Origin of the sequence: Mesorhizobium sp. CA4 (assembly GCF_020165075.1) — a bacterium.
Classification (GTDB): domain Bacteria; phylum Pseudomonadota; class Alphaproteobacteria; order Rhizobiales; family Rhizobiaceae; genus Mesorhizobium.
This window is the reverse complement of the sequence record NZ_JAIUHK010000004.1, coordinates 132,504-155,672: the sequence shown is the minus strand read 5'-3', so window position 1 is coordinate 155,672 and position 23,169 is coordinate 132,504. Positions and strand designations below refer to the sequence as shown.

The 23,169-nt window shown below is 63.9% G+C and carries 23 protein-coding genes and 1 tRNA gene; 9 read left to right on the top strand and 15 right to left on the bottom strand.

Going from position 1 to position 23,169, the window contains the following annotated elements; translation table 11 throughout:
• Positions 1-105: 105 nt before the first annotated feature.
• Positions 106-1,269, top strand: coding sequence for a M20 aminoacylase family protein (locus LB528_RS05105; protein ID WP_224510548.1), 1,164 nt, complete (start codon positions 106-108; stop codon positions 1,267-1,269).
• Between the two features lie 112 nt (positions 1,270-1,381).
• Positions 1,382-1,458, top strand: a tRNA-Arg gene (locus LB528_RS05100).
• A gap of 44 nt (positions 1,459-1,502) precedes the next feature.
• Here the strand turns inward: LB528_RS05100 and LB528_RS05095 are convergent.
• The 11 genes from LB528_RS05095 to LB528_RS05050 all read right to left on the bottom strand — a co-directional run bounded on the left by LB528_RS05095 (position 1,503) and on the right by LB528_RS05050 (position 10,834).
• Positions 1,503-2,909 carry an NAD(P)-dependent oxidoreductase gene (locus tag LB528_RS05095; protein WP_224714044.1) on the bottom strand — a complete coding sequence of 469 codons (1,407 nt, stop codon included), beginning with the start codon at positions 2,907-2,909 and terminating at the stop codon, positions 1,503-1,505.
• 253 nt (positions 2,910-3,162) lie between these two features.
• The gene (msuE, locus tag LB528_RS05090) at positions 3,163-3,726 is read right to left on the bottom strand and encodes an FMN reductase (protein WP_224510551.1); all 564 of its coding nucleotides are present in this window, start codon (positions 3,724-3,726) and stop codon (positions 3,163-3,165) included.
• Between the two features lie 150 nt (positions 3,727-3,876).
• Positions 3,877-4,767, bottom strand: coding sequence for an adenylate/guanylate cyclase domain-containing protein (locus LB528_RS05085; protein ID WP_224714043.1), 891 nt, complete (start codon positions 4,765-4,767; stop codon positions 3,877-3,879).
• Between the two features lie 190 nt (positions 4,768-4,957).
• On the bottom strand, positions 4,958-5,875 hold the full coding sequence (locus LB528_RS05080; RefSeq protein WP_224714042.1) for an anti-sigma factor family protein: 918 nt from the start codon (positions 5,873-5,875) through the stop codon (positions 4,958-4,960).
• Positions 5,862-6,434, bottom strand: a complete 573-nt coding sequence (locus LB528_RS05075; RefSeq protein ID WP_224714041.1) for a sigma-70 family RNA polymerase sigma factor — start codon at positions 6,432-6,434, stop codon at positions 5,862-5,864. Before LB528_RS05075 ends, LB528_RS05080 begins: the two co-directional genes overlap by 14 nt.
• 13 nt (positions 6,435-6,447) lie before the next feature.
• A complete protein-coding gene (locus LB528_RS05070) occupies positions 6,448-6,657 on the bottom strand; it encodes a hypothetical protein (RefSeq protein WP_224510557.1) in 210 nt (69 codons plus the stop codon).
• Between the two features lie 3 nt (positions 6,658-6,660).
• Positions 6,661-6,786, bottom strand: coding sequence for a hypothetical protein (locus LB528_RS30160; RefSeq protein WP_263487027.1), 126 nt, complete (start codon positions 6,784-6,786; stop codon positions 6,661-6,663).
• 114 nt (positions 6,787-6,900) lie between these two features.
• Entirely contained in the window at positions 6,901-8,289 is a 1,389-nt protein-coding gene (gene chrA / locus LB528_RS05065) for a chromate efflux transporter (RefSeq protein ID WP_411962098.1), read from the bottom strand.
• Positions 8,286-9,104 carry a chromate resistance protein ChrB domain-containing protein gene (locus tag LB528_RS05060; RefSeq protein ID WP_224510559.1) on the bottom strand — a complete coding sequence of 273 codons (819 nt, stop codon included), beginning with the start codon at positions 9,102-9,104 and terminating at the stop codon, positions 8,286-8,288. The genes chrA and LB528_RS05060 overlap by 4 nt, the downstream gene beginning before the upstream one ends.
• A gap of 177 nt (positions 9,105-9,281) precedes the next feature.
• A complete protein-coding gene (locus tag LB528_RS05055; RefSeq protein WP_224714040.1) occupies positions 9,282-10,070 on the bottom strand; it encodes a 3-hydroxybutyrate dehydrogenase in 789 nt (262 codons plus the stop codon).
• Positions 10,071-10,300: 230 nt separating this feature from the next.
• On the bottom strand, positions 10,301-10,834 hold the full coding sequence (locus LB528_RS05050; protein WP_224510563.1) for a TetR/AcrR family transcriptional regulator: 534 nt from the start codon (positions 10,832-10,834) through the stop codon (positions 10,301-10,303).
• A gap of 145 nt (positions 10,835-10,979) precedes the next feature.
• Between LB528_RS05050 and LB528_RS05045 the strand changes: the two genes are divergently transcribed.
• Together LB528_RS05045 and LB528_RS05040 are read left to right on the top strand one after the other, a co-directional pair.
• Positions 10,980-12,284, top strand: coding sequence for an efflux RND transporter periplasmic adaptor subunit (locus LB528_RS05045; protein ID WP_224714039.1), 1,305 nt, complete (start codon positions 10,980-10,982; stop codon positions 12,282-12,284).
• Positions 12,281-15,364 (top strand): efflux RND transporter permease subunit, encoded by a 3,084-nt coding sequence (locus LB528_RS05040; RefSeq protein WP_224714038.1) that lies wholly within the window; start codon positions 12,281-12,283, stop codon positions 15,362-15,364. Before LB528_RS05045 ends, LB528_RS05040 begins: the two co-directional genes overlap by 4 nt.
• Before the next feature lie 155 nt (positions 15,365-15,519).
• Here the strand turns inward: LB528_RS05040 and LB528_RS05035 are convergent, their stop codons facing one another.
• Positions 15,520-15,975: a L,D-transpeptidase gene (locus LB528_RS05035; RefSeq protein ID WP_224510569.1), complete on the bottom strand. Its 456-nt coding sequence runs from the start codon at positions 15,973-15,975 to the stop codon at positions 15,520-15,522.
• 347 nt (positions 15,976-16,322) lie between these two features.
• Here LB528_RS05035 and LB528_RS05030 point away from each other — a divergent pair, with 347 nt between their 5' ends.
• Positions 16,323-16,655: a hypothetical protein gene (locus LB528_RS05030; RefSeq protein WP_224714037.1), complete on the top strand. Its 333-nt coding sequence runs from the start codon at positions 16,323-16,325 to the stop codon at positions 16,653-16,655.
• Between the two features lie 33 nt (positions 16,656-16,688).
• Positions 16,689-16,853, top strand: a complete 165-nt coding sequence (locus LB528_RS05025) for a hypothetical protein (protein WP_224510573.1) — start codon at positions 16,689-16,691, stop codon at positions 16,851-16,853.
• A gap of 72 nt (positions 16,854-16,925) precedes the next feature.
• Here the strand turns inward: LB528_RS05025 and LB528_RS05020 are convergent, their stop codons facing one another.
• Complete coding sequence (locus LB528_RS05020) at positions 16,926-17,627, bottom strand: response regulator transcription factor (RefSeq protein WP_224510575.1); 702 nt, start codon at positions 17,625-17,627, stop codon at positions 16,926-16,928.
• 45 nt (positions 17,628-17,672) lie between these two features.
• Between LB528_RS05020 and LB528_RS05015 the strand changes: the two genes are divergently transcribed.
• Both LB528_RS05015 and LB528_RS05010 read left to right on the top strand, forming a co-directional pair.
• Positions 17,673-18,449, top strand: a complete 777-nt coding sequence (locus tag LB528_RS05015) for a response regulator transcription factor (protein WP_263483909.1) — start codon at positions 17,673-17,675, stop codon at positions 18,447-18,449.
• Between the two features lie 152 nt (positions 18,450-18,601).
• Entirely contained in the window at positions 18,602-20,704 is a 2,103-nt protein-coding gene (locus LB528_RS05010) for an ATP-binding protein (protein WP_224714108.1), read from the top strand.
• A 288-nt stretch (positions 20,705-20,992) separates the two neighbouring features.
• Here LB528_RS05010 and LB528_RS05005 read toward each other — a convergent pair whose 3' ends face one another.
• The gene (locus tag LB528_RS05005) at positions 20,993-21,403 is read right to left on the bottom strand and encodes a hypothetical protein (RefSeq protein ID WP_224714036.1); all 411 of its coding nucleotides are present in this window, start codon (positions 21,401-21,403) and stop codon (positions 20,993-20,995) included.
• Positions 21,404-21,569: 166 nt separating this feature from the next.
• The gene (locus LB528_RS05000; RefSeq protein WP_224714035.1) at positions 21,570-21,884 is read right to left on the bottom strand and encodes a hypothetical protein; all 315 of its coding nucleotides are present in this window, start codon (positions 21,882-21,884) and stop codon (positions 21,570-21,572) included.
• Between LB528_RS05000 and LB528_RS04995 the strand changes: the two genes are divergently transcribed.
• On the top strand, positions 21,873-23,075 hold the full coding sequence (locus LB528_RS04995) for an aromatic ring-hydroxylating oxygenase subunit alpha (protein ID WP_224714034.1): 1,203 nt from the start codon (positions 21,873-21,875) through the stop codon (positions 23,073-23,075). The two genes, LB528_RS05000 and LB528_RS04995, sit on opposite strands and share 12 nt — an antisense overlap.
• Positions 23,076-23,169 lie beyond the last annotated feature (94 nt).

Below are 23,169 nucleotides of genomic sequence, written 5' to 3'. Positions count from 1 at the left end.
CTATTTACCCTATGTGACGCCAAAATGGCAAAGTTCAAGACAATCATAATTGCTGAACAGCGGCTCTGACCGACTGCCGCCAATCAACCAAGAGATGGACCGATCATGCCAATTCTGAACCGCGCCGCGCAAATGCAGGAAGAAGTTGCTGGCTGGCGACGGCATCTGCACCAGACACCGGAGCTGAATTTCGACGTGTTCCAGACCGCCGCCTTCGTCACCGAGAAGCTGAAGGCCTTCGGCTGCGACGAGGTGGTGACGGGGCTGGGCAAGACCGGCGTCGTCGGCATCATCCGCGGCCGCAAGGGCGATGGCACGGCGATAGGACTGCGCGCCGACATGGACGCGCTGCCGATCGACGAGATCACCGGCAAGCCATGGGCCTCGACGGTGCGCGGCAAGATGCATGCCTGCGGTCATGACGGCCACACCGCCATGCTCTTGGGTGCGGCCAAATATCTTGCCGAGACGCGCAATTTCGCCGGCAGCGTGGCGGTGATCTTCCAGCCGGCCGAGGAAGGCGGCGGCGGCGGCAACGAGATGGTCAAGGACGGCATCATGGAGCGCTTCGGCATCGAGAAGGTGTTCGGCATGCACAATATGCCGGGCCTGCCGGTCGGCCAGTTCGCCATCAAGCCCGGCCCGATCATGGCCGCGACGGCCGAATTCACCATCACCGTCAGGGGCCGCGGCGGCCATGCGGCGATGCCGCACGGCACGATCGATCCGATCGTCATCGCCAGCCAGCTGGTCGGGGCGCTGCAGACCATCGCCTCGCGCAGCACCGATCCGGTCGAGGCCGTGGTGGTGTCAGTGACGAAGTTCCACGCCGGCGACGCCTATAACGTCATTCCCGAAAGCGCCGAGATCGCCGGCACCGTGCGCACGCTGAAGAAGGACGTGGCCAGGAAGTCGGAAGAGCGCATCCGCGCGCTCTGCGCCGGCCTCGCCGCGGCCTTCGGCGCCACCATCGAGGTCGATTACGACGCCAATTACCCCGTCACCTTCAACCATGCAGAGGAAACCGCGTTTGCGGGCGATGTCGCAGCCGACATCGCCGGCGACAGCCATGTCCACCGCGCCATCCAGCCGGTGATGGGCGGCGAAGATTTCTCCTATATGCTGGAAGCCCGCCCCGGCGCCTTCATTTTCATCGGCAATGGCGACTCCGCCGGCCTGCATCACCCGGCCTACGACTTCAACGACGAGGTCATCCCGCACGGCATGAGCTATTGGGTGAAGCTGGCCGAAACCGCGCTGGCCGCCTGAGCGCCTTAAGGCGATACGGCTTGGCCGGCTCGGCCCTGCCGAGACAGCCTAAGTGGGAGGTCAGCATGCCCCTTGGCGAACCGGCCCGAAGCGTTTATGTGTCGGGCCGCGTGGTCCCGTAGCTCAGTAGGATAGAGCGGCAGATTCCTAATCTGTAGGTCACAGGTTCGATTCCTGTCGGGATCACCAAGTTTTTTCAAGGGCTTGGCGAGCAGGTCGCTGCATCGTTGGCGTCAAAGTGATCCCGAAGCGAACGGCCCCGAAAGATGGTGCCTGCGCAAAAGTGTGGAGAGGTGGTTCGCGGCCTCGGCGAATGCTTCGCCTCCGGAAGTGATCAGTGCCGGCCGTTCCTGCTCGGACGCAGCCAGGACGCGTTCCCAGAAAGCGGCGACGACAGCGCTCGACCGGGCGAGATCGGCAGCCACGTTCTTGTCATCGGCCAGCGCCGCCAGATGCCGAAGATCGATGCCGCCAATACCGGGCGGGACTTTCGCTCCCATGTCGACAAAGCCCGGAGGCAGCGATCCTTTCAGATTGTGGACGCGATGCTCGATGACGGCTGCATAGATCTGGTCGACGGCCTGCTTGGCGCCCGCGACACGAGAGGGGTGATCGGTGTCGGCCGCGGCATGGGGGAGAAGTTCCAGACGCTCACCATAGGTTTGGACCAGCTTGAGATAGGGCAGCATCGGCCCCGAAACGGTGCCGCCGTCATTGAACAGGTCCGCATCGATCGCCGCATGGGAAACGGGCCCTGACGCCAGCGCGCGCTCCAGCGCCGCCACGTCGACCAGCTCGCCGCGATCATAGTTGATGAGCACGGCGCCGTGGTTGAGAGCCGAAAGCACCTCATCTCCGATCAGCCCGGCATTGGCGTATCGTTGCTGGCCGGCATCGAAGGCACCCAGGCCAAGGTGAACCGAAAGCGCGTCCGCGCCGCGCGCTGCGTCCACCATGGTTGCGGCGTAGTCGAAGCCTTCCAGCTCGATCCATTTCCGGTGGCGTGGCCGCGCATGGATAGTGATCCGCATGCCGAAGGCCTGGCCGAGCCTGGCGAATTCCCGGCCGATATTGCCATAGCCGATCACCGCCAGTCTTTTGCCTTCGAGCTTCTCGGTCGGATAGTGCCGCAGGTCTTTTCCCGTATCGAACTGCCCGCCGGCGACCAGGTTGTTGAGCTTGTCAACGGGAAGATCCGGCCTGACCTTCAGCAGCGCCTTCATGGCCATTTGTGCGGTGGCGCGGCTGTTGATGCCCGGCGTGTTCATCAACGGCGCTTCGCCGCCTTCTCCGCTGCCCCCGCCCCACGATGCCGACCCCATATTGCCGGTGCCGGCACCGATGCGCACGCCGCCGAGGCGGAACCTGGTCTCCGCGGGAATGAACGTCGCGGCAGCGATGACGGCGTCGTAGCGGCCGTCGCCGGCCTCGGCCAACAATTCCTCGCGCGTGCTCAATTGCGGCAGGTAAAAGAAATGCAGCTTGCCGGGGTCAAGGGCGCCGCCCTTGACGATGCCTGTCTGGTGGAACACGCCACCTCTGGCTTCGATATAGGCCTTGACCTCGCTGTGGTCGGGATGGCCGTCCGCGCCAAAGCGGAGGCCTACAAAATCGCAGATCAGAATATTGGCTGATGTCATGGAGCGTCGTTTCCCTGCAGCTGTCTCCAGCTACTCCAATCCGTTATCCGATGGACTGCGTGAAGCGGCATATCCGGGTCGCAAGCGAGAGATCGCCGTAAGGAAGCTAAACTTGTTGGCCCTGAAGGATGAGAACCCGCGAAATGGCGCAGGCGCAGAAGAGCAGGCTCGCGCCCGACGCCGGCCTGGTCGGCGTCAACCATTATATGCGGTTCGCCGTTTCATGAAACGGTGAACCGGTCTGGCGCTTCGGCTATTCCGCCGCGATCCGCTGGCCGGCGGCGCGGCGCAAGAGCGCATAGCCCGCCTCGTCGACGGCCTGCGCAACGCGCTTGCGGATGGCTTCGGAAACCAGGACGCCGTCGGCGAAATCCTTGTCGGTCGCATAGACCGCGGTGGGCAACGCCAGAGCCTCGAAGAAGCCGAACAGCGGCCGCAATTGATGCTCGATGATCAGCGCATGCCGCTCGCCGCCACCCGTTGCCAGCAAAAGCACCGGCTTGCCCCTCAGCGACGCCGGATCGAGCAGGTCGAAGAAGTGTTTGAACAGGCCGGTGTAGCTGCCCTTGTAGGTCGGCGACCCGGCCACCAGCATATCGGCGTTGACGACCCTGTCGAGAATATCGCGGGCCTGCTGATCGAGATCGCGCGCCCATTTGGCGCTGCCGAGCGAGGCGCCGACGTCCTCGATATCAAAGGTGCTTGCCGACAGGTCGTTGCGGACCGCGATGTCCCTGACCACCTGCTCGACAAAACCGCGTGTCTTCGACGGCCGGGTGAAATTTCCGGAGAAACCGACAACGGTTGGATTGGGCATCTCATTCCCTCGGAAGCCGGCGCTGGATCTGACTTCTATAGTTTTTATAGACTCTGGCCTGCCTTAGAAGGAACGATCCGCCTTTCGAGGGTTCGTCCCCGAACAATTTTTCCATGGATCGGACTGATCGTGGTCAGATGCCCGGCCGGGTCAGGCTGAGATAATTTCGTAGTGAAGGATCTGGGCGTCGCCGAGGGACGATCTGCGTCCAGGCGAGATGACGCCGGAGCCGAAGAGAAGAATATCTTCGCGGCGTATGAACACTTCATGGCCGGGTCCCATTGACACAAATGTGCCCGACGAGCTTCGCTCGACAAGGCGCGCCTTACCATTCGAAATGGTGAAGGTCGCGTGGTGCCTTGAGACCCAGGGCCGCTGGACGACGATATTGCATTCCGGAGATCGCCCGATCGTCACGAATTCGTTGTTTCGGCAGGATCGCGACTGATCTTCGTAGCGGATGACCAGATTGATCTGCGGCAGCGGGGCAGAGCGCCTCTCGACAAAGGTGCCTCGGTTGGCGATGTGCGTGCTGAGGGCCCCATCGTCGCTTCTCAAGGTATAGACGTCGAAGAGTTCTTGCTTTCCCTTGAAGGCCATTTTGTCGAGGAGCCGCAAGGTACTGCGGCTGCCCGCGGAAAGGGCTTCGAAGAAGCTCTGGCTGATCAGCACCTCCCCTGGGTTGGCCGTGGTGGACAACCTTGCGGTGACATTGACCACGTCGCCGAATAGTGCGCCGCGCGCGCGAATGACCGCTCCGAAGTGCAATCCGATACGGGCGCTCAACGGCCCGTTCATCAGTTGGCTGCTGATCTGGCAGACGGCCCTCAGCGCCACCTCCGGCCTCTCGAACAGGCTGAGCACGTCATCGCCCTTCGAGTAGATGAAATCACCGCCGTGTTGGACGACGATCTCGCGTATCGCGTCGAGGCAATCCGAGACCTGCCGCAGAGCGGCATCGTCGCCGATGCGCTCATAGAGCGGCGTGCTGCCCACGACATCAGCCAAGAGGACCGCGGCTAGAAGTCTTTCCTGATCCATCGACTCGTGTCCGCCCGAGAACGAAGCGTGTATAACATACCAAGGTCGACTTTGACTTATCCACGTGCGCGCCCGGGCCGCCGGGCAAGTGCTTTGGCGCGATTATCTCGGACGGACAGGCATCTGCTTTCGCTCATCCGCCAAACGGGTTATCGGGCTCTGAAATAGCGGCGAAAGAAGTTTCGCTTCCTTAACCTGGGCCGCCGGCCGCCGGATTGGCGATGATGGCGGCCCGGAAACGGGCGACGAAATCGTCCAGCGCCGGGCGTTCGGCATCCGAGATCGCCCAGTAGGAGAAGGCATCGTCGGTCCAGTGGACCAGAAGGAAGCCACCTGCCGACAGATTGTCCGCCACAGGCACGGATTTGGCCTCGTTCTGCCGCGGTTCGGCCACCAGCGTGATCAGATGCTCGTGATGGCGGTAGACCAGCGCCGGCATCGGCCTGTCGCCGATCACCTCGACGCGGCCGCCGAGCAGCGCGTAGCCGTCCTTGGCCATGTCGGGCGCCGGCGGCGACACGCCGATGCGGCCGTCGAGCCATGGCTTCACCGTGTGACGGTCGGACGAGACGATGTCGACCGGCGTCGCTGCAAGCAGGCTGCGGCGGTGGCCGTTGGCGACGGCCACGGCGAAGCTGTCGGACCCATTGTCGGCCGTCGCCAGCCACTGCGTCGCGCCGCTGGCGAGAAATGCCGTGAGCACGATCGAGGCCGCCATCTGGCGCCAGTCGAAGGAGTTATACCAGCGTGCCGCGCGCGGCTGCATCGCGATGACTTGGCCTCGCGGTTGCGCGGACGGCAGCGGCGCCGCCTTCGCGGCAGGAGGTTCGGCAGTGTCCTCGGCGTCTTTCACCTCGGCGATGGCCGCAATGCGGGCCAGGAAATCGTCGCTGACGGTCGGGCGTGGCACGCTGGCGACAGCGCCGCGCAGCGCCACGAGGCGTGCATGTTCGGCGGCCAGCGCCGGATCGGCGGCCATTCGCCGCTCGACCGCCAAAGCGGCCGCGGCATCGAGCTCGCCATCGGCAAGGGCGTGGATCATCAGCTTCATATCCTGCGGGTCTTGCGGCAATCCATCCTCACGCGGGCGATTTTCATGCGGGCTCATGGTGGCGCCCTCCAAGTTCCTTCATCAAGAGGCCGCGGGCTCGTGCCAGCCGCGACATCACCGTGCCTTGCGGCACGCCGAGCATGGCGGCGATCTCGCGGTAGCTGAGACCGTTTATGTCGCGCAGCACCAGCGTTTCGCGAAAGGCTTGCGGCAGCTTGGCGATCGCCGCTTCCACCGCCGCCGAATTCGCCTTGGCGACCAGCGCCGCCTCGGGGCTGTCGGCATCGGAGTCGGGCGGCGGCGACACGTCGTCGAGATCGGTGAGGTCGCCGACGGCGACTATGCTGCGCGGGCGGTTCTTTGCCATCCATGTAAAGGAGGCGTTGCGCACGATGGTGAGCAGCCACGCGCGGGGGTTTCCCCCGGCGAATCCGGCAATGCCCGCATGCGCCTTGAGGCAGGCCTCCTGCACGACATCCTCGGCATCGGCTTGATTGCCGGTCAGCCAGCGGGCGAGCGACAGCGCATCGCCAAGATGCGGCAGCACCACTTCGGCAAAACGCGCGGCCAGCATCTTTTCGCTCAACACCGTTCCGCCGCCGGGCGCTCCCGCCATGGGTCTGCCGCCCTCAGCGGGAGGCGACGATCTGTCCCTGCTCGTGCGGGTGAAGATCGCGACCGCAGGCAATGGCGCCTGCTTCGAGGGAGGAGAAGGCATTGGTGTCACCGGAGTCAAGTGCCTCGGAAGCAAGGCGCGCCTCGGAAGAGGACGGCGCATCGCTGGCTGCAATGAGATGCTCGCCGTCACGGTCGTGGATCTCGATGGTTGCGATCGGCACGGATCAGGGCCGGCGGCGGGGCGGTATCGCCCAGAACAGATGCGCCCAACTGGAACGCTCCAAGCGATGACGGCGGCTGACGCCTTCGCCCTCTTCAGCCCGTGCGTATTTGTCTTCTCGCCGCTTCATGATGGTCTCCTGCTGTCGCGCACAAAGGGCGCATGCCCTGGAGACCGGCGGACCGGGCCGTTTATTCCCGGCCGGTCGGCTTTTTCGTTCACGCTAACGTGAAGGCGTGCGAGCCTACAACGCCAGCAGCACAAGCCCCGCCAGCGCCGATCCCGCCAGCGTCGGCAGCATGCCGGCCTTCAGCCTGAACATGGCGACCATCGCCGCCGCCGACAGCAGCGCGGCGCGCCAGTCGAGCGAGGACAGGACCGGCACTTCCACGCCCCAGCCGACGCTTGCGACCTTGCCGAAGACGACATGCAGCGCGAACCACAATGCAAGGTTCATGATGACACCGACGACCGCCGCTGTGATCGCGCCGAGCGCCGCTGCCAGCGCCTTGTTCTGCCTGAGCTGCTCGATGTAGGGCGCGCCCAAAAATATCCAGAAGAAACAGGGGACGAAGGTGACCCAGAGCGTCAGCGCCGACCCGAGCGATCCGGCAAGCAAAGGACTGATCGCGCCGGCATGGCGATAGGCGGCGGCGAAGCCGACGAATTGCAGCACCAGGATCAGCGGCCCGGGCGTCGTTTCGGCAAGCCCCAGCCCGTCGACCATTTGGCCCGCCGATAGCCAGCCGAAAGAGGTCACCGCCGCCTGCGCGACATAGGCGAGCACAGCATAAGCGCCGCCGAAGGTGACGACGGCCATCAGGCTGAAAAAGCCGCCGATCTGCGTCCACACGCTGGCCGGCCCCGCCAGCGCGGCGATCAGCGCCACCGGCCCGAGCCAGACCGGGAGCCAGATGGCGGTGGTGCGGACCGCATGCCACCTCGTCGGCATGGTGTGGCCGAGCTCGCCGCGCTCGAACATCAGGTCGACCACGCCGCTTGTGTCGGCAGCGGCGCTGCCCTTGCCGTGCGCAGAGCCCGAAAAAAGCCTCGGCGCGAAGCGATTTCCGATCCAGCCGATAAAAGCCGCCGCGAGCACGATAAGGGGGAACGGCAGCTTGCCTGCATAGATGGCCAGGAAGGCCGCCACCGCGATCACGATCATGGCCCGGTTCTTCAGCGCCCGCTTGCCGATGCGGATCACGGCTTCGACGACGACGGCGAGCACCGCTGCCTTGATGCCGAAGAACAGCGCCTCGACCACCGGGACGTCGTTGTAGAGCATATAGAAGCTGCTCAGGCCCAGCATGACCAGCGCGCCCGGCAGCACGAACAATGTGCCGGCGACAAGGCCGCCTGCCGTCCGATGCAGCAGCCATCCGATATAGATGGCAAGCTGCTGCGCCTCCGGGCCCGGCAGGAGCATGCAGTAGTTGAGCGCGTGCAGGAACCGCTCCTCGCCGATCCAGCGGCGCTCCTCGACCAGTTCCTTGTGCATCAGCGCGATCTGCCCGGCCGGCCCGCCAAAGGAAAGCAGGCCGATCTTTGTCCAGAGCCGCGTCGCTTCGCGGAAGCTCGGCGCGGCCGGGACCTCGACCGGCCGCGCCGCACCGTCCTTGGCAAGCATGGTCATTGTGCCTTCCCTCCGACCGGCCAGTTATGCGTCTCGTCGGTGGCGTCGCGGCACCAGCGGAAGAAGGCGTCATAGAAGAGCATGCCGGCCTCGAGCTGCTCGAGATCGTCTCGGAACATGCGCGACAGGCCGAGCGAGGCGGCGAGGAACCCGGCCGCCTGCGGCACGAGGTCCAGGCGCGCCGTATCCGCGGCGCGCACGATCAGCGCCAGGCGATCGAGCGCCTCGCTGCGCAGGCCGAACTCCTCGATCATTGTATCGAAGGTGCAGCGCTCGCCACGATGGCTCCAGAACACGCCTTCGATGTCGAAGGGAACCGCTGCGAACCGATCGGCCACCAGAGGCACCTCGGCCGGATCGACGAACAGGAGCACCGCATCGGGATCGACGAAGCGGCGGATCAGCCAGGGGCAGGCAATGCGGTCGACCTTCGGCCGGGAACGCGTGACCCATACGGTGCGGCCCTTCTCGTCGCGGGGCGGGATCGCGCCGGCGCTGACCAAGGGCGCCTTGGCGGCGACCCAGGCCTCGAAGCCGCCTTCAAGCGACTCCGCCGGAATGGCTTCATGACGCAGCCATGCGGCAACGCCTTGCGACAGCTTCTGCCCCCTCTGGCAGATCACGACGACTTTGCGTCCCGAAAATTCCGACGCCCAGCTCGAGACGGTTCTGAAATCGCGCCGGCAAGACGCCGGCAGCAGGCGCGGGTCGGCTTCATAATCCTCGTCGGTGCGCACATCGACCAGACAAGGCGCGTCGGGCAACCCGATGAGACGGGCAAGCTGCGGAACGGTAATTGCGGTTGTTGACGGCATGGCGTCCACCTCCTGAACAGAGAGAGTCTGGACGCGATCGTTGGGCTGACGCCTCACGGGGTCGTCGCGGGGAACCCCTTGCGGGAATGCTGGAACGGTCCCCTGCGATTGTCAAGAATTCAAATTGCCAGGGGCGGAAGCTCCGCCCCGCGCTTTACCTGAAGCGGCCGTGGCCTTTTACTGCGCCGTCCAGCCGCCATCCATCGGCAAAGTCGTGCCGGTGATCTGCTTGGCCGCGTCGGTGCACAGGAACAGCGCAAGTGCGGCAAGCTCCTCGACGGTGACGAATTCCTTGGTCGGCTGCGCCGCCAGAAGCACGTCCTGCTTGACCTGCTCCTCGGTCATGCCGCGCGCCTTCATCGTGTCGGGGATCTGCTTTTCAACCAGCGGAGTCCAGACATAGCCGGGCGCGATCGCGTTGACGGTGATGCAGTTCTGCGCGACTTCCAGCGCCACCGTCTTGGTCAGGCCGGCAATGCCGTGCTTGGCCGAGACATAGGCCGACTTGAACGGCGAGGCGACCAGCGCATGCGCCGAAGCCGTGTTGATGATGCGGCCCCATTTACGGCTCTTCATGCCGGGCACTGCCGCCTTGATGGCGTAGAAGGCGGCCAGAAGGTTGATGCGGATGATGGCTTCCCACTTGTCGTCGGGAAATTCCTCGATCGGCGCGACATGCTGGATGCCGGCATTGTTGACCAGGATGTCGAGGCTGCCGAACGCCTCCTCGGCCCCGTGGATCATGGCGGTGACGGCGGCGCCGTCCATCATGTTGGCGCCCGAATAGCGGCACTTGACGCCGAAATCCTTCTCGATGCCGGCCCGCTCCTGCTCGATCGCCGCGGCGTCGCCCAGGCCGTTGATGGTGACGTTGGCGCCCTCCGCGGCGAAGGCACGGGCGATTGCAAGGCCGATACCGCTGGTCGAGCCGGTGACGAGCGCATTCTTTGAAGACAAGGAACCCATGGGAGATCTCGCGACACAAGGACAGGAGGGAAGAGTATGAAGGCAGACAACCGGGAAGGCACATGATTTGTGCGCCGCAGCATCACAATGCCACACCCATATCCCCACTCCTTTTGCATTGCAGCAAAGAACCGGGAAGGACGCTATGTCCCTAGAATGAAGCTGGTGTGACGCTCTTAATCGTTTGGTCACCACCAAACCGTTTGGGCACTACCAAACCGTTTGGTGACCTATCCGGCTATCTTCAGGAGCGAGGACACCAGAAGCCTGCGCTCGTCTTCGGACAGCACGTCTGAATCGAACAGATTCATGCTGCGCATCCCTTCGATGGCGAGAAAGCAGACCAGCAGCGAGCCGAGGTCGTCCGTCTCCCCCTTCAGCCGTTCGAACAACTGGCGCTTGAAGGCCTTGATCGGTGTCAGAAAATCGGGATCTTCGGCAATCGCCGAGAACATCCAGGACGCCGACGGTTTCGGCCGCTCGCAATCGTCGGCCGACAGCTTGATATAGGCTGAGAGCACGCCTTCGTGGCCGGCCTCGATGGCGCGTGCTTCCAGCGCCTTCTGGAAGTCGCTGAGATAGCTTTCGACCAGCCCCTGCATCAGCTTGGCTTTGGTCGGGAAGTTGTACAGGAGGCCGCCTTTCGACACGCCGGCGCGGCTGGCGACCGCGTCGAGCGACAGGCTTCCCGGACCAGCCTCGCGCGCCACGTCGGCAGCGGCGGCAAGTATCTTTTCGCGCGAGTTCGCCCTGGGTATTCTCATCGCGCCTCCCCGTACATTAGCTTAGGCGGAATTGACAAGACCGTCCAGCCGGTACAGTAAAGCGCGCCGATTTGAAATCGGGACTTATCGTCGATATGTGCCCCGGCATCGATTGATTTGCCGGTTGCCGGCTCAGGGGACCACCGTGAAGCGCTTTTTCATCATCGCCGGATTCTTGCTGCTGCTTGCCTTGGTGTGCGTCGGCATCGTTGGTTTCAACTTCATGCGCGACGCCGGCATCAAGCAGTATTTCGCCACCATGAAGCCGCCGGCGGCGACGGTCTCGACAGTGACGGTCAAGCCATCGGAGTGGACGCCCGGCGTCGAGGCGATCGGCACCGTCAACGCCGTACGCGGCGTCGATCTCACCCTCGAGACCAGCGGCATCGTCAAGGACATCCTTTTCCACGCCAACCAGAAGGTTGCCGCCGACGCGGTGTTGGTGCAGCTCGACGATGCCGTCGAGAAAGCCGATTTGGTGGCGCAGAAGGCGCAGGCCGCCTCGGACCAGGCGGCGCTGACTCGCGCGATCGAATTGCAGCGGCGCGGCGTCGGCACGGACGCGACGCTTGACGCCGCGCGTGCCGCGGCGGACGCCTCGGCCGCGCAGGTCAACAAGCTGCAGGCGGTGCTCGACCAGAAGCAATTGTCCGCGCCCTTCGGCGGCACGGTCGGTATCCCGAAGATCGATATCGGCCAGTATCTGGCGCCAGGCAACGCGGTGGTGACGATCCAGGATTTGGACACGATGCGGGTCGACTTCACGGTCCCCGAACAGCAGCTGCCGCTGCTCAAGATCGGCCAGACCATCAAGCTCGGCACCAATCTAGCCGACATGTCCTTTGCCGGCTCCATTCGCGGCATCGACCCGAAGATCGACCCGGCAAGCCGGTTGGTCTCGATTCGCGGCGAGGTCGCCAATCCGGAAGGCAAGCTGACGCCTGGCCAGTTCGTCCAGATCCGCGTCGAGCTGCCGCAGGAAAACAACGTCATCTCCGTGCCGCAGACGGCGGTGACGTCCAGCCTCTATGGCGACTATGTCTTTGTGGTCCAACCGGCAAAACCCGCTGCCGCCGCCGCGCCGGCAAAGCCGGATGAGCAGAAAGCCGGCGCCGACAAGGCGTCCGGCGATGCCGCCAAGCCGCAGGCGGACGCCGCCAAGCCTGCCGCCGACACCACGGCAAAACCGGCTGACGCGAAGGTGGCCGACAAAGCGGCCGGCGACGCCGCCAAGCCGGCCGAGACCGCGCAGCAGCCGGCGCTCACAATCTCGCAGGTCTTCGTGAAGCTCGGCCGCCGCAACAACGGCATGGTCGAGATCGTCCAGGGTCTCAAGGATGGCGACCAGGTCGTCACGGCCGGCCAGAATCGTCTCTTCAACGGCATGTCGGTTGCCGTCGACAACACCATCGATCCCAGCAAATCGGCGAATAAGCAGGTTCAGCAATGAGCTTTTCCGACCTCTTCATCCGTCGGCCGGTGCTCTCGACGGTGCTGGCCTGCATGATCCTGCTTCTGGGTTTCCAGGGCATCTTCGGCCTGTCGATCCGCCAGTATCCGAAGGTTGACGAGACAGCGATCACCATCACCACGGCCTATCCCGGCGCCAGCGCCGACCTGATCCAGGGCTTCATATCGGCCCCGATCGCGCGCGCCGTCGCCTCGACCGAAAACATCGACTACGTCACCTCATCCAGCCGTCCGTCCTCGAGCACGGTCACGGTGCAGATGAAGCTCGGCTCCAATCCGGACGTCGCGCTCGCCGAGGTGCTGTCCAAGGTCCAGGGCGTGCGCGGCACCCTGCCGGACGCCTCCAAGGATCCGGTCATCGTCAAGGGCACCGGCCAGCAGTTCGCGATGATGTACATCTCGATGCAGAACCCGAACATGACGAAGGAGCAGCTCACCGAATATATCGAGCGCGTCATCCGGCCTCGCATCTCGACCGTGGAAGGTGTCGCCGACGTCCAGATCTTCGGCGCCCAGGAATATTCCATGCGCATCTGGATCGACCCGATCAGGCTTGCCGCCCGCGGCGCCACGGCCGTGGACGTGCTGACCGCAATCAACAACTCGAACTTCCTGTCGGCGCCCGGCAACACCCAGAACGAATATGTGGTCTCCTCGATCACCGTTCATTCGACCCTGCAGACGCCCGAGGCCTTCGCGCAGCTCCCGATACGCTCTACGGATGGCCAGGTAGTGCGCCTGCGCGATGTCGCGCGTGTCGAGCTCGGTGCGAAAAATACCGACACCAGAGTGAGCTTCAACGGTAAGCCGGGAACCTTCCTGGCCATCTTCCCGACGCCTGCGTCCAACCCTCTGACGACCGCGGCCGCGGTCACCAAGCTCGTGCCGCAGATCCAGGAGACGCTGCCGAAAGGCATGACGATCGAGGTCGTTTACGACGCGACGGGCCAGATCAGCGCCTCGATCGAGGAAGTGTTCAAGACCATCGGCGAGGCCGTCGCCATCGTCATCGTGGTCATCCTCCTGTTCCTCGGCTCGTTCCGCTCGGTAATGATGCCGATCGTGACCATCCCGCTGTCGCTGATCGGCGTCTGCTTCATCCTGTTCACCGTCGGTTATTCGATCAACCTTCTGTCGCTGCTGGCCATGGTGCTGGCGATCGGCCTTGTCGTCGACGACGCCATCGTGGTGGTGGAGAACATCCACCGCCACATGGAGGAAGACGGCATGTCGCCGATGCAGGCGGCCTTCAACGGCATGCGCGAGATCGCGACGGCCATCGTGGCGATGACCATTACGCTGGCCGCCGTGTTCGCCCCGCTTGCCTTCACCGGCGGCCTGACCGGCGCGCTGTTCCGCGAATTCGCGGTGACGCTGGCCGGCTCCGTGGTGCTGTCGGGCGTGATCGCCATGACCATCACGCCGATGATGTCCGCCCGCCTGCTTAGGGCGGGCCAGCACGGTCGCTTCCAGCGGATCGTCGACGGAACCTTCGGCCGCGTCGAGCGCGTCTACGAACGGGCGGTCACCGCTTCGCTCAGGAACCGCCCGGTGACGCTGATCATCGTCATCGCCCTCGTCGCCCTCACCGGCTTCATGTTCACCAAGACCTCGACCGAGCTGGCGCCGGAAGAGGATCAGGGCTTCCTGCTCTCGATCGTCACCGCGCCGCGCTACGCGACATCGGACTACACCGAGACCTACGTCAACCAGATGCTCGGCCTGGTGAAGGATATTCCAGAGACCAGGGCGCAATTCTCCGCCGTCGCCTTCGGCGGCGCGACCAACAGTGCCTTCGTCGGCTTCGCCTTCAAGGATTGGGCGGAGCGCAAGCGCAGTTCGAAGGAGTTGCAAGCCGACATCCAGGGCCGCCTCGCCAAGGTCGCCGGCGTCGAAGCCTTCGTCTTCGCGCCGCCGACGCTGCCCGGCTCCGGCGGCGGCCTGCCGATTTCCATGGTGGTGCGCTCCACCGGATCTCCCTCGGAGGTCTTCGAGCAGGCGGAGAAGATCAAGAACAAGGCGCAGGCCTCCGGCCGCTTCATCGTCGTGCAGAACTCGATGTCTTACGATGCGCCGCAGGTGACCGTCACGATCGACCGCGAGCGCGCGGCAGCATTGAACCTGCCGATCGCCGATGTCGGCAATACGCTGACGCTGCTTGTGGGCGGCTCCGAAGTGGCGCAGTTCGATCGGGATTCCAACAGCTACGACATCATCCCGCAGGTGCCGCAGGAATTCCGCGACAATCCCGACAAGCTCGGCGAATATTTCGTGCGCAGCGTCGACGGCAAGATGGTGCCGCTGTCGGCGGTCGTGAAGATTTCGACCAATGCCTCGCCGGCCGCCATCGAGCAGTTCAACCAGCTGAACTCCTCGACGATCTCGGCCTTGCCTCTGCCCGGCGTGACCACCGGCGACGGCCTGAAGGTGCTGGAGGATCTCGCCAGGGAGACGCTGCCCGACACCTTCTTCATCGACTATTCGGGCCAGTCGCGGCAGGAGAAGGAACAGGGCAACACCATCCTGATCGCCTTCGCCGCCGCCGTGATCGTCATCTACCTGGTGCTGGCGGCCCAGTTCGAGAGCTTCCGCGACCCGCTGATCATCATGATGGCGGTGCCGCTGTCGATCTTCGGCGCGATCGTGCCGCTCAACATCGGCCTGGGGACGCTCAACATCTACACCCAGGTCGGACTGATCACGCTGATCGGCCTGATCACCAAGCACGGCATTCTGCTGGTGGAATTCGCCAACCAGCAGCGTGAAATCCATGGCATGCGGCGCCGCGACGCCATCATCGCTTCGGCCAAGGTGCGCCTGCGGCCGATCCTGATGACCACGGCGGCCATGGCGCTCGGCGTCGTGCCGCTGATCGTCTCCAGCGGCGCGGGTGCAGCCGCGCGCTATTCGATGGGCCTGGTCATCTTCACCGGCATCCTGGTCGGCACCATGTTCACGCTCTTCGTCGTGCCGATGTTCTACACTTTCATCGCCAGCAAGGACCTGCCGCATCTCGCCGAGAAGCCCGATCCGAAGCTGATGCCGGCGCTGCCGAGCTGAGACGCCGACCGAAGCGAAAAACAAAAGAGGCCGGAAAATTCCGGCCTCTTTTTTTGGCGGCTGCCTCACAGCTTCGCGATCGGTGGAAGGCGGCAACCTGCCTGCTACTCTTGCCCAGCCGGTTACTTGGCCAGGGAGTTACTTGACCCAGGGCGTTACTTGACAATCACGATGCTGGTGTTGCCCGGGCCGAAGGCCTCGACCAACTGGTAGAAATCGGCCGCCGCATCGGGATGCAGCCGCACGCAGCCATGCGAAGCGGGACGGCCGAGATGGCTAATGGCATAGGTGGCGTGGACGGCATAGCCGCCGCTGAAGAAGACCGAATGCGGCATAGGCGCGTTGTCGTATTTTTTCGAATACCACATCTCGTGCAAGCGGGTCGGCTTGAACGAGCCCGTCGGCGTGATGTGTCCTCTGCTGCCGGTCGATACCTTCCAGATGTAGGTCGGGCGGCCGTCGACCGTGACTTCCATGACCTGTTGCGACAGCGAAACCTTGGCGACGAGCTGGTTGGCGTGGGCGGCGTTGCCGGCGCCGAACAGAAGCGCCGCGCCGGTGAGCGCGGCGGCGGTGATATGGATAAGCTTGGCCGAAATGGCGGTGTGCATGACGATCCCTCTGTTTTTTGCCGTTGTGTCCGGCTTCAATTTCGATGGGGCCTTATCGTGCTCCTCCGTTTCAGACCTATTTCGCTTGATGCTCGTTTCTGTTTCGAATTCGTTTCCACAAATTAACAGCCAAGCCGGGTGAGCGATACTGCGGACCTTTTTGAGAGGTGGCGGTCAGGCGCCGCACAATCAGCTTCGGCCAGAAACGAAAGTTCATTTCATACGTAATGAAAGACCGGGGCCCGCTTTCGAAACCGATTTGCAACACAATGCGTCTCCGGCGGCATGATCCGGATACAGGCCCGCGGCAGATTTGACGCAACGGGAACAGACATCTGCAAACGAAAATGGGCAGGAAATCGAAACTCCGCTCCTGGCTTCTCAGGATCAGCGTCGCGGCCATCGTGCTCGGCGGTGCCGGCTCGGTGGCCGGCAACCCGGCGACGACGCTGGCGGCGATGAGTTCCGGCGAGGTTTCGACGCTGCACATGGCTCTGTTCATCGCCACGGTCTGGATTGTTTCCAGCCTGCGCGTCCACCGGCTGAAGGCCCTCTGGCGGGTCGGCCGTCGGCTGATGAGGACGCCCGGCCCCTCCGGCTACTTGCTGCCGAGAGGACCGAAGGCCCGCGCCGCAGCGGGGGGCTCCGTAAGCGGCGCGGGCGCTTCGGGAGTTTCCTGAAGCACCGACGATATCGAGATTGGGGATAGGGACATGAAGACGAAACTTGCCGCCTCGGTGCTGTCCGCGCTCCTTTACGCGCAGGGCCTGCTCGGCTTCGCCGCCCTGGCGACGGTGCTGCTGAAGGAGCGTGCCCCGGCCGAGATAACCGTCAGCGCGAACGTTCCAACTGGACCCTCGGTCATCGTGGTGCGCTGAGCGCCTGGCACCGGACCCAGAATGACCACCGCTTTGGGGAATCCGATGCTCGATAGTCTCGCCGACCTGAACTCACTCATTGCGCGAGAGCGGCGGATCGAAACGATAGCCGGCGCCGCGGATGGTGGTGATGGTCTCGGTGTCGAGCTTGCGGCGCAGCCGCACGATGCGCGAATCGATCGACCGGTCGAAAGCGTCGGCATTCTCGGCCGGCGCCGCGGCAATGATGTCGTCGCGCGTCAGCACCTTGCGCGGGCTGGCCAGGAACAGTTTGAGCAGCGCCACCTGCCCGGGGGAAAGCTGCTCCTCCGCGCCCGAGCGATGCATCACCATGGCCGACCGCAGATCGACGGTGGCGTTCTCCAGCACGATAAGTTCGCCGGCGGCCCTGCCGCGTCTCATCAGCAGGCCGCCAATGCGCGCGGCAAGCTCGCGCACGTTGAGCGGGCTTTCGACGACGTCGGCCGCACCCAGCTCAAGCGCCAGCACCTTGTCGACGAGGTCGCGCGGCCGGCAGATCAGAATGAAGTCCGGGCCACCCTCGCCACCCCCGCCCTGGCTGCTGTAACGCCTGAGCAGTTCGCGGCCCTCGGCTTGGGTGACCTCGTCGCCGACCACCACGACATCGATGCCGCCAGCCGAAAGCAGCGTCTCGGCCTCCCAGGGCTGGCGCGCCTGGCGCACGTCGTGCCCGCGCCGATCGAGATGGTCGGCGAGGTCTTTGGCCACCACCTCGGCGACGGACACAAGCGCAATGACGGATCGTGCGGCCATTTTCTCCACCCCGCCACAGACAACTCGAGATGAGTGCTGGACATCATGTTTATACCCAATCTACTTTCCGCCGAAAGCGGGAGCGAGCGCGTTGTGAAGGCAAGCATCATCGTCGTCGAGGATGAACCGGATCTCAGGGAGGCCGTGGCCGAGTACCTCGGCGCCAGCGGCTTTGACGTCGCGACGGCCGAGAATGCCGTGGCGGCGCGCGCGCTGTTCGAGGCGCAGCCCTTCCACCTCGCCATCCTCGACATCGCCATGCCCGGCGAGGACGGGCTGTCGCTCGGCCGCTGGCTGCGCTCGAAAACGCAGATCGGCATCATCTACGCCACCGCCGCAGGCACCGCGCTCGACCGCATCGTCGGGCTGGAGCTCGGCGCCGACGACTATATCGTCAAGCCATACGAATTGCGCGAGGTGCTGGCGCGCGTGCGCAGCGTGCTGCGCCGCGTGCCGCAGCCGACCGAGCCGCAGGCGCAGAAGGCCGATGCCGGCAATCGCCGCTTCATGAATTTCGGCGGCTTCAAGGCCGATTTCGACGGCAGGCTGGTTACTGCCGCCAATGGCGCGGTGATTGAGATGGCCAAGAGCGAGTTTGATGTGCTCGAGGTTTTCCTCACCCGCGCCAACCGGCTTCTGACGCGAGCGGCGATTTCGGAAGCGATCGGCTTCGTCGAGGATCCGGAGTCCTCGCGCGCGGTCGACATCCGCATCATGCGGTTGCGAAAGAAGATCGAGGCCGACCCCGCCAATCCGAAATTCCTGCGCACGGTGCGCGGCGAAGGCTATATCTTCTCGCTGCCGAGTGGCGACGCCAACTAGAGCATTCCGGGATGGCGTGAAACGGCTAGGCTCGGCGCCTTAGCCGTAGCCTTCCGTCCAAAATTGCGTCAAAACAAAGCGGTAGAGCGGTTCGCCGTTTCCGTGGAACGGAGGGACGCTCTGAACGACCGACGTCCGGGCCTTGGATGACCATGACTGCTGATGCAGCACGCACCGATATGAATGGCTCGCGTCCCGGCGGCGCCGCGATGGCGGCTGTCCATGTCGTGCGGCGCCTGCGCGAGGCAGGCGACTGGCAGCGCGAGATGGACGACATACTGGGAACAATGTGCCGCAAGATGGATTGCCAGCGCGGCATTCTTTTCCGCCTGCGTGAATTGCCGGGCGAAGGCTTCGCCCAGTCCGTCGCCGCCTATTGGATCGACCCTGATTTCGGCGGCGAGCTGGCGTCGCCCACGGTGATCATGCAGTCGATCATCAACTCGGACTCGCTGCTGGAGCAGTTGCAGGAGGATGAGCGGCAAGGCAAGATTTTCTCCGGCCACACGCGCGACCTCGACGGTTTCCTGCGGGCCGATTTCGAGAAGCAGAACATCAAGTCGTTCCTGTCCGTCTCCGTTTTCGCGCATGGCCACCTTTGGGGCACGCTGGCCATCAACGACTGCATCGCCGAGCGCGAATGGACGGATGAGGAAGAAGCGACGCTGCACATCATCGCTTTGGCCATCGGCGATGCCATCGAGCGCTCGCCATCCGAGGCGCATGCCAGCGAAGTGATCCGTCGCACCATGCTGCAGGCTTCGCTGGATGCCATCATCGTCATCGACGAGACGGGTTCGATCATCGAGTTCAATCCGGCCGCCGAGAAGATGTTCGGCTTCCAGCGCAGCGCCATCCTCGGCAAGGACCTGCTCGATACCATCGTTCCGGTATACTACCGCAAAGGCTATGCCTCTGGCGCCGAATACATGGCCGGCCGCGGCGCGCCGATGGTCGGCCAGCGGCTGGAGACCGTCACGCAGAACGCCGCGGGCGAGATTTTCCCGATCGAGCTGACCGCAACCGAGATGCGCGTTGCCGACCGCCGCCTGATTTTCGGCTCGATCCGCGACCTGCGCGAAAAGCTGCAGGCCGAGGAGGAGATCAACCGCCAACGCGAGAAGCTGCACCAGAACGAGAAGATGGCGGCGATGGGCTCGCTGCTCGCCGGCGTCTCGCATGAGTTGAACAATCCGCTGGCGGTGGTGGTGGCGCAGTCGACGCTGCTGCATGAATTCGCCGGCGACCCGCAAACCAAGGTGCGGGCCGAGAAGGTGCGCGCCGCCGCCGAGCGATGCGGCCGCATCGTCAAGAGCTTCCTGTCGATGGTGCGGCTGCACCCGACCGAGCAGGCCGAGACGGACCTCAACCAGGTGATGCGTTCGGCGCTCGAAGTCACCGCCTATGGCGCGCGCTCCAGCGGCATCATCATCGACACCGACTTTGCCAACGGGCCGCTGCTTGCGATGGCCGATGCCGACCATATCACGCAGGTGGCGGCCAACTTCCTCATCAACAGCCAGCATGCGCTGGCCGGCGTCACCGGCGAGCGGCGCATCAAGGTGCGGACGTTCCGCAACGAGCACGGCAATCCGGGCTTCTCCGTCGAGGACAACGGCCCGGGCATTCCCGAGGCGATCCGCGCGCGCATCTTCGAGTCCTACTTCACCACCAAGCCGGTCGGCGTCGGCACCGGCATCGGCCTGTCGATCTCGAAATCGATCGTCGAGCGCCACCACGGCAGCATCTGGTTCGAGGACGTGGAGCCGAATGGCGCGCGCTTCGTTGTGCAATTGCCGGCGATCGCAGGCGGCAGCGCCGCGCCCGGCGAAGGTCCGGCGCGTTCGAGCGGACTGCGCCATGCCTTGGTGATCGACGACGAGCCCGATGTCGCCGCCTCATTGTCCGACATACTCGAACTGATGGGCGTGAAGTCGCGCGTCGTGGTAAGCTGGACATCGGCGGCCGACGTGTTGAACGGTTACATGCCGCCGGACATCGTCTTTTCCGATCTGCGCATGCCGGGCATCAGCGGCATTGCCATCTACCGCGAATTGCTTGCCGAGAAGCCGGCGCTGGCGCAGCGCTTCGTGCTGGTCACCGGCGATCTGATCGGCGCCAAGGCGGAAATCGAAGCGCTGCCGCCGCAGCAGCGCCCGCACATACTGGAAAAGCCTTTCTCGACCCTCGACGTCCGCGGCATCCTGGCGATTGTCGCCGACGAAGCCGCCGCCGATAACGGCGCCCATATCTGAGTTGACTGCCCAGAGCGACAGGGAAACGTAAGGAAGGTGCGGCGAAACCTCTTGATCTGGCGCCGCCGCGGGGTCTGTTGAGATTCAGGTCAGGCCTAGCCGAGAAGGATGGATTCCGAGAACCGGAGCGGAGCGTACTTTCAGTACGTGAGCACCGGAAGCGCAGGAAGCTGCCCTTCGCAGGCCGGCCTCACCTGAATATCGCCGGGCCCCAAAAAAAGAGGCTCCCGACCGACTTTCCCGGCGGGAGCCTGACTCGAGCGCAGGAGGGCGCGCTCAGGGGAGGTCTTAAGAAATGTTCGGCGTGCTGGTGAGCGGCGCGGTGTTGGCGATCATGCGCACCGCGCGTTCCCGGTGCTGGCCGGACTGCTCGGCGATGGCGCGCAGGCAATCGAGGCTCTCGGCGCCCCAGTTCTGGCCCTTGCAGGCAAAGTCCACCGAGGATTCCGGCAGGCGGGCGGTCTTGAGCGTCGTCTGCGCGCCCTCGATCACATTGGCCGGCGGATTGATCGAGGCGAAAGCCGGGCCTGAAGCGGGTGCCGCGAGCATGCAGCCGAAGGCGCAGACGCCGATCGCCATGAACATCGCCATCGGATGATCGCTGGCGCGCTGGCGCAACGCCAGCTTCGGCCGGCGGTCATTGCGTTCCGGTCCATGCAGGCGGCGATTGACATCGGCGGTACGAACTTTCGCAAACATCGCTGTTCCCTTCGTTTATCTTTCTTTTTGGCTATAAAACGAACTTAATCGCACCAGGTAACAGCCGAATGATCGACGGCGATTGTCTGTGTAACGGGATTGAAACAGGCACCGTAGGCGGCAGCATACCAATCCGAGGCGACCATTCGACCGACGATCGAAACGGTCAGCGCAGATATACGCCTGCCGCGTCCGGCCGGACTGTAAACAGCCTCACACAGCAAACGCTTAAATCGAGCGCGCCGCCGCTGTCTGCGCACGCCCCTTGGCTCGTCGAAACAGGGGCTGACACCCGCCCGCTGAATTGCCGTTCCGCTTCCTCGATTAACACCCGGATTTTCCGGATTTTTCCGGCTCGGGCGAGGTCAAACTTGCCGCCACGGAATTTCCATATTTCCACAAGTAATTGCATTTCAATGAAAAATGTGCTTATATTGAATGGATATTCAATAAAAAGAAGAGCATGCAGATGAACCCGCACCTCCGTGACGTGGCGATCCCCAACGATTGGGACCGGCGGGGTTTGCCGGGGTGGAGCTACCATTCCAACGCCCTTCTCGAGCTCGAGAAGGAATACGTCTTCTGCAATCACTGGCAGATTGCCGGCCATGTCTCTGACGTGCCGAATCCGGGCGACTATCTGACCATGGACGTTATCGGCGAACGCGCGCTGATCGTGCGCGGCAAGGACGGCGTCGTGCGCGCCTTCAACAATATGTGCCGCCATCGCGGCAGCCGCGTTGTCGCCGATAGCCAGGGCAGTTGCAAGAACGCGTTGGTGTGCCCATTCCATGGCTGGGTCTACAATCTCGACGGCACGCTGCGCGGTGCTGCCCGTCCGCGTTCCTTCCCCGAACTCGACAAGACCGAGTTCGGCCTGACGCCACTCGACCTCGAAATCTGGATGGGCTTCATCTTCATCCGCTTTCGCAAGGGCGGCCCGCAGCCTTCGGTGGCCGAACTGCTCAAGCCGATCGAGGCCGAGATCGCTTATTACAACGTCGCCGCCATGGTGCCGTCCTGGGGCATCTGGACGCAGAAATCGCCCGTCAACTGGAAGTCGGTGCGCGACGTCGACAATGAAGGCTATCACGTCGCCATGGCGCATCCCGCCTTGCAGGACCTCTATGGCGCCACCTATTTCGACGAGCCCTTCATCAACGGCGTGTCGCGGTCCTTCGCCACCTACAATCCGCATGCCGGGCGACGCTGGAGCGTTCGCGAGTACATCAAGCTCGCGCCCGAGGCGACGCATCTGCCGGAACATCTGCGCAAGGCCTGGATCTATTACGGCATCTTCCCCAACAACGCGCTGTCGATCATGCCGGAATCCGTCCAGTTCTATCAGGAGTTCCCGCTATCGACCGGCGAGACGCTGCTGCGCGGCGCCATCTATCGCTACAAGGACGAGACGCGCGAACAGGCGGCGGCACGCTACCTCGCCTATCGCATCGACCGCGACACCATGAACGAAGACGTCCAGCTTTCGGTGTGGTCGAACGAATCCATGCTGTCGGAAGCCTTCGAGGGTTTTTATCTCTCCGACCTCGAATATGGCGTGCGCACCCATCACGACCATTTGCGCAAACAGGTGCCTGTGCTGAACCTGGAGACGGCGCCCGAGGAAAAGGACATGTGGGGGCTGAATGACGCGCTGCGGTCGAGGGCGTAGGCTACCGATCTCCCCCTTGAGGGGTATATGGCTGCGAAGCGGCCAGAGGGGGGTCGCTGCGCGTGAAGCGCCAACACTTCATGCTAGACAACGA

Bases quoted from the DNA above. Each gene is read 5' to 3' on its own strand.
- LB528_RS05105 (WP_224510548.1), top strand. From the start codon at position 106: ATGCCAATTCTGAACCGCGCCGCGCAAATGCAGGAAGAAGTTGCTGGC.
- LB528_RS05095 (WP_224714044.1), bottom strand. From the start codon at position 2,909: ATGACATCAGCCAATATTCTGATCTGCGATTTTGTAGGCCTCCGCTTT.
- msuE (WP_224510551.1), bottom strand. From the start codon at position 3,726: ATGCCCAATCCAACCGTTGTCGGTTTCTCCGGAAATTTCACCCGGCCG.
- LB528_RS05085 (WP_224714043.1), bottom strand. From the start codon at position 4,767: ATGGATCAGGAAAGACTTCTAGCCGCGGTCCTCTTGGCTGATGTCGTG.
- LB528_RS05080 (WP_224714042.1), bottom strand. From the start codon at position 5,875: ATGAGCCCGCATGAAAATCGCCCGCGTGAGGATGGATTGCCGCAAGAC.
- LB528_RS05075 (WP_224714041.1), bottom strand. From the start codon at position 6,434: ATGGCGGGAGCGCCCGGCGGCGGAACGGTGTTGAGCGAAAAGATGCTG.
- LB528_RS30160 (WP_263487027.1), bottom strand. From the start codon at position 6,786: ATGAAGCGGCGAGAAGACAAATACGCACGGGCTGAAGAGGGCGAAGGC.
- chrA (WP_411962098.1), bottom strand. From the start codon at position 8,289: ATGACCATGCTTGCCAAGGACGGTGCGGCGCGGCCGGTCGAGGTCCCG.
- LB528_RS05060 (WP_224510559.1), bottom strand. From the start codon at position 9,104: ATGCCGTCAACAACCGCAATTACCGTTCCGCAGCTTGCCCGTCTCATC.
- LB528_RS05055 (WP_224714040.1), bottom strand. From the start codon at position 10,070: ATGGGTTCCTTGTCTTCAAAGAATGCGCTCGTCACCGGCTCGACCAGC.
- LB528_RS05050 (WP_224510563.1), bottom strand. From the start codon at position 10,834: ATGAGAATACCCAGGGCGAACTCGCGCGAAAAGATACTTGCCGCCGCT.
- LB528_RS05040 (WP_224714038.1), top strand. From the start codon at position 12,281: ATGAGCTTTTCCGACCTCTTCATCCGTCGGCCGGTGCTCTCGACGGTG.
- LB528_RS05035 (WP_224510569.1), bottom strand. From the start codon at position 15,975: ATGCACACCGCCATTTCGGCCAAGCTTATCCATATCACCGCCGCCGCG.
- LB528_RS05030 (WP_224714037.1), top strand. From the start codon at position 16,323: ATGGGCAGGAAATCGAAACTCCGCTCCTGGCTTCTCAGGATCAGCGTC.
- LB528_RS05025 (WP_224510573.1), top strand. From the start codon at position 16,689: ATGAAGACGAAACTTGCCGCCTCGGTGCTGTCCGCGCTCCTTTACGCG.
- LB528_RS05020 (WP_224510575.1), bottom strand. From the start codon at position 17,627: ATGGCCGCACGATCCGTCATTGCGCTTGTGTCCGTCGCCGAGGTGGTG.
- LB528_RS05015 (WP_263483909.1), top strand. From the start codon at position 17,673: ATGTTTATACCCAATCTACTTTCCGCCGAAAGCGGGAGCGAGCGCGTT.
- LB528_RS05010 (WP_224714108.1), top strand. From the start codon at position 18,602: ATGACTGCTGATGCAGCACGCACCGATATGAATGGCTCGCGTCCCGGC.
- LB528_RS05005 (WP_224714036.1), bottom strand. From the start codon at position 21,403: ATGTTTGCGAAAGTTCGTACCGCCGATGTCAATCGCCGCCTGCATGGA.
- LB528_RS04995 (WP_224714034.1), top strand. From the start codon at position 21,873: ATGAACCCGCACCTCCGTGACGTGGCGATCCCCAACGATTGGGACCGG.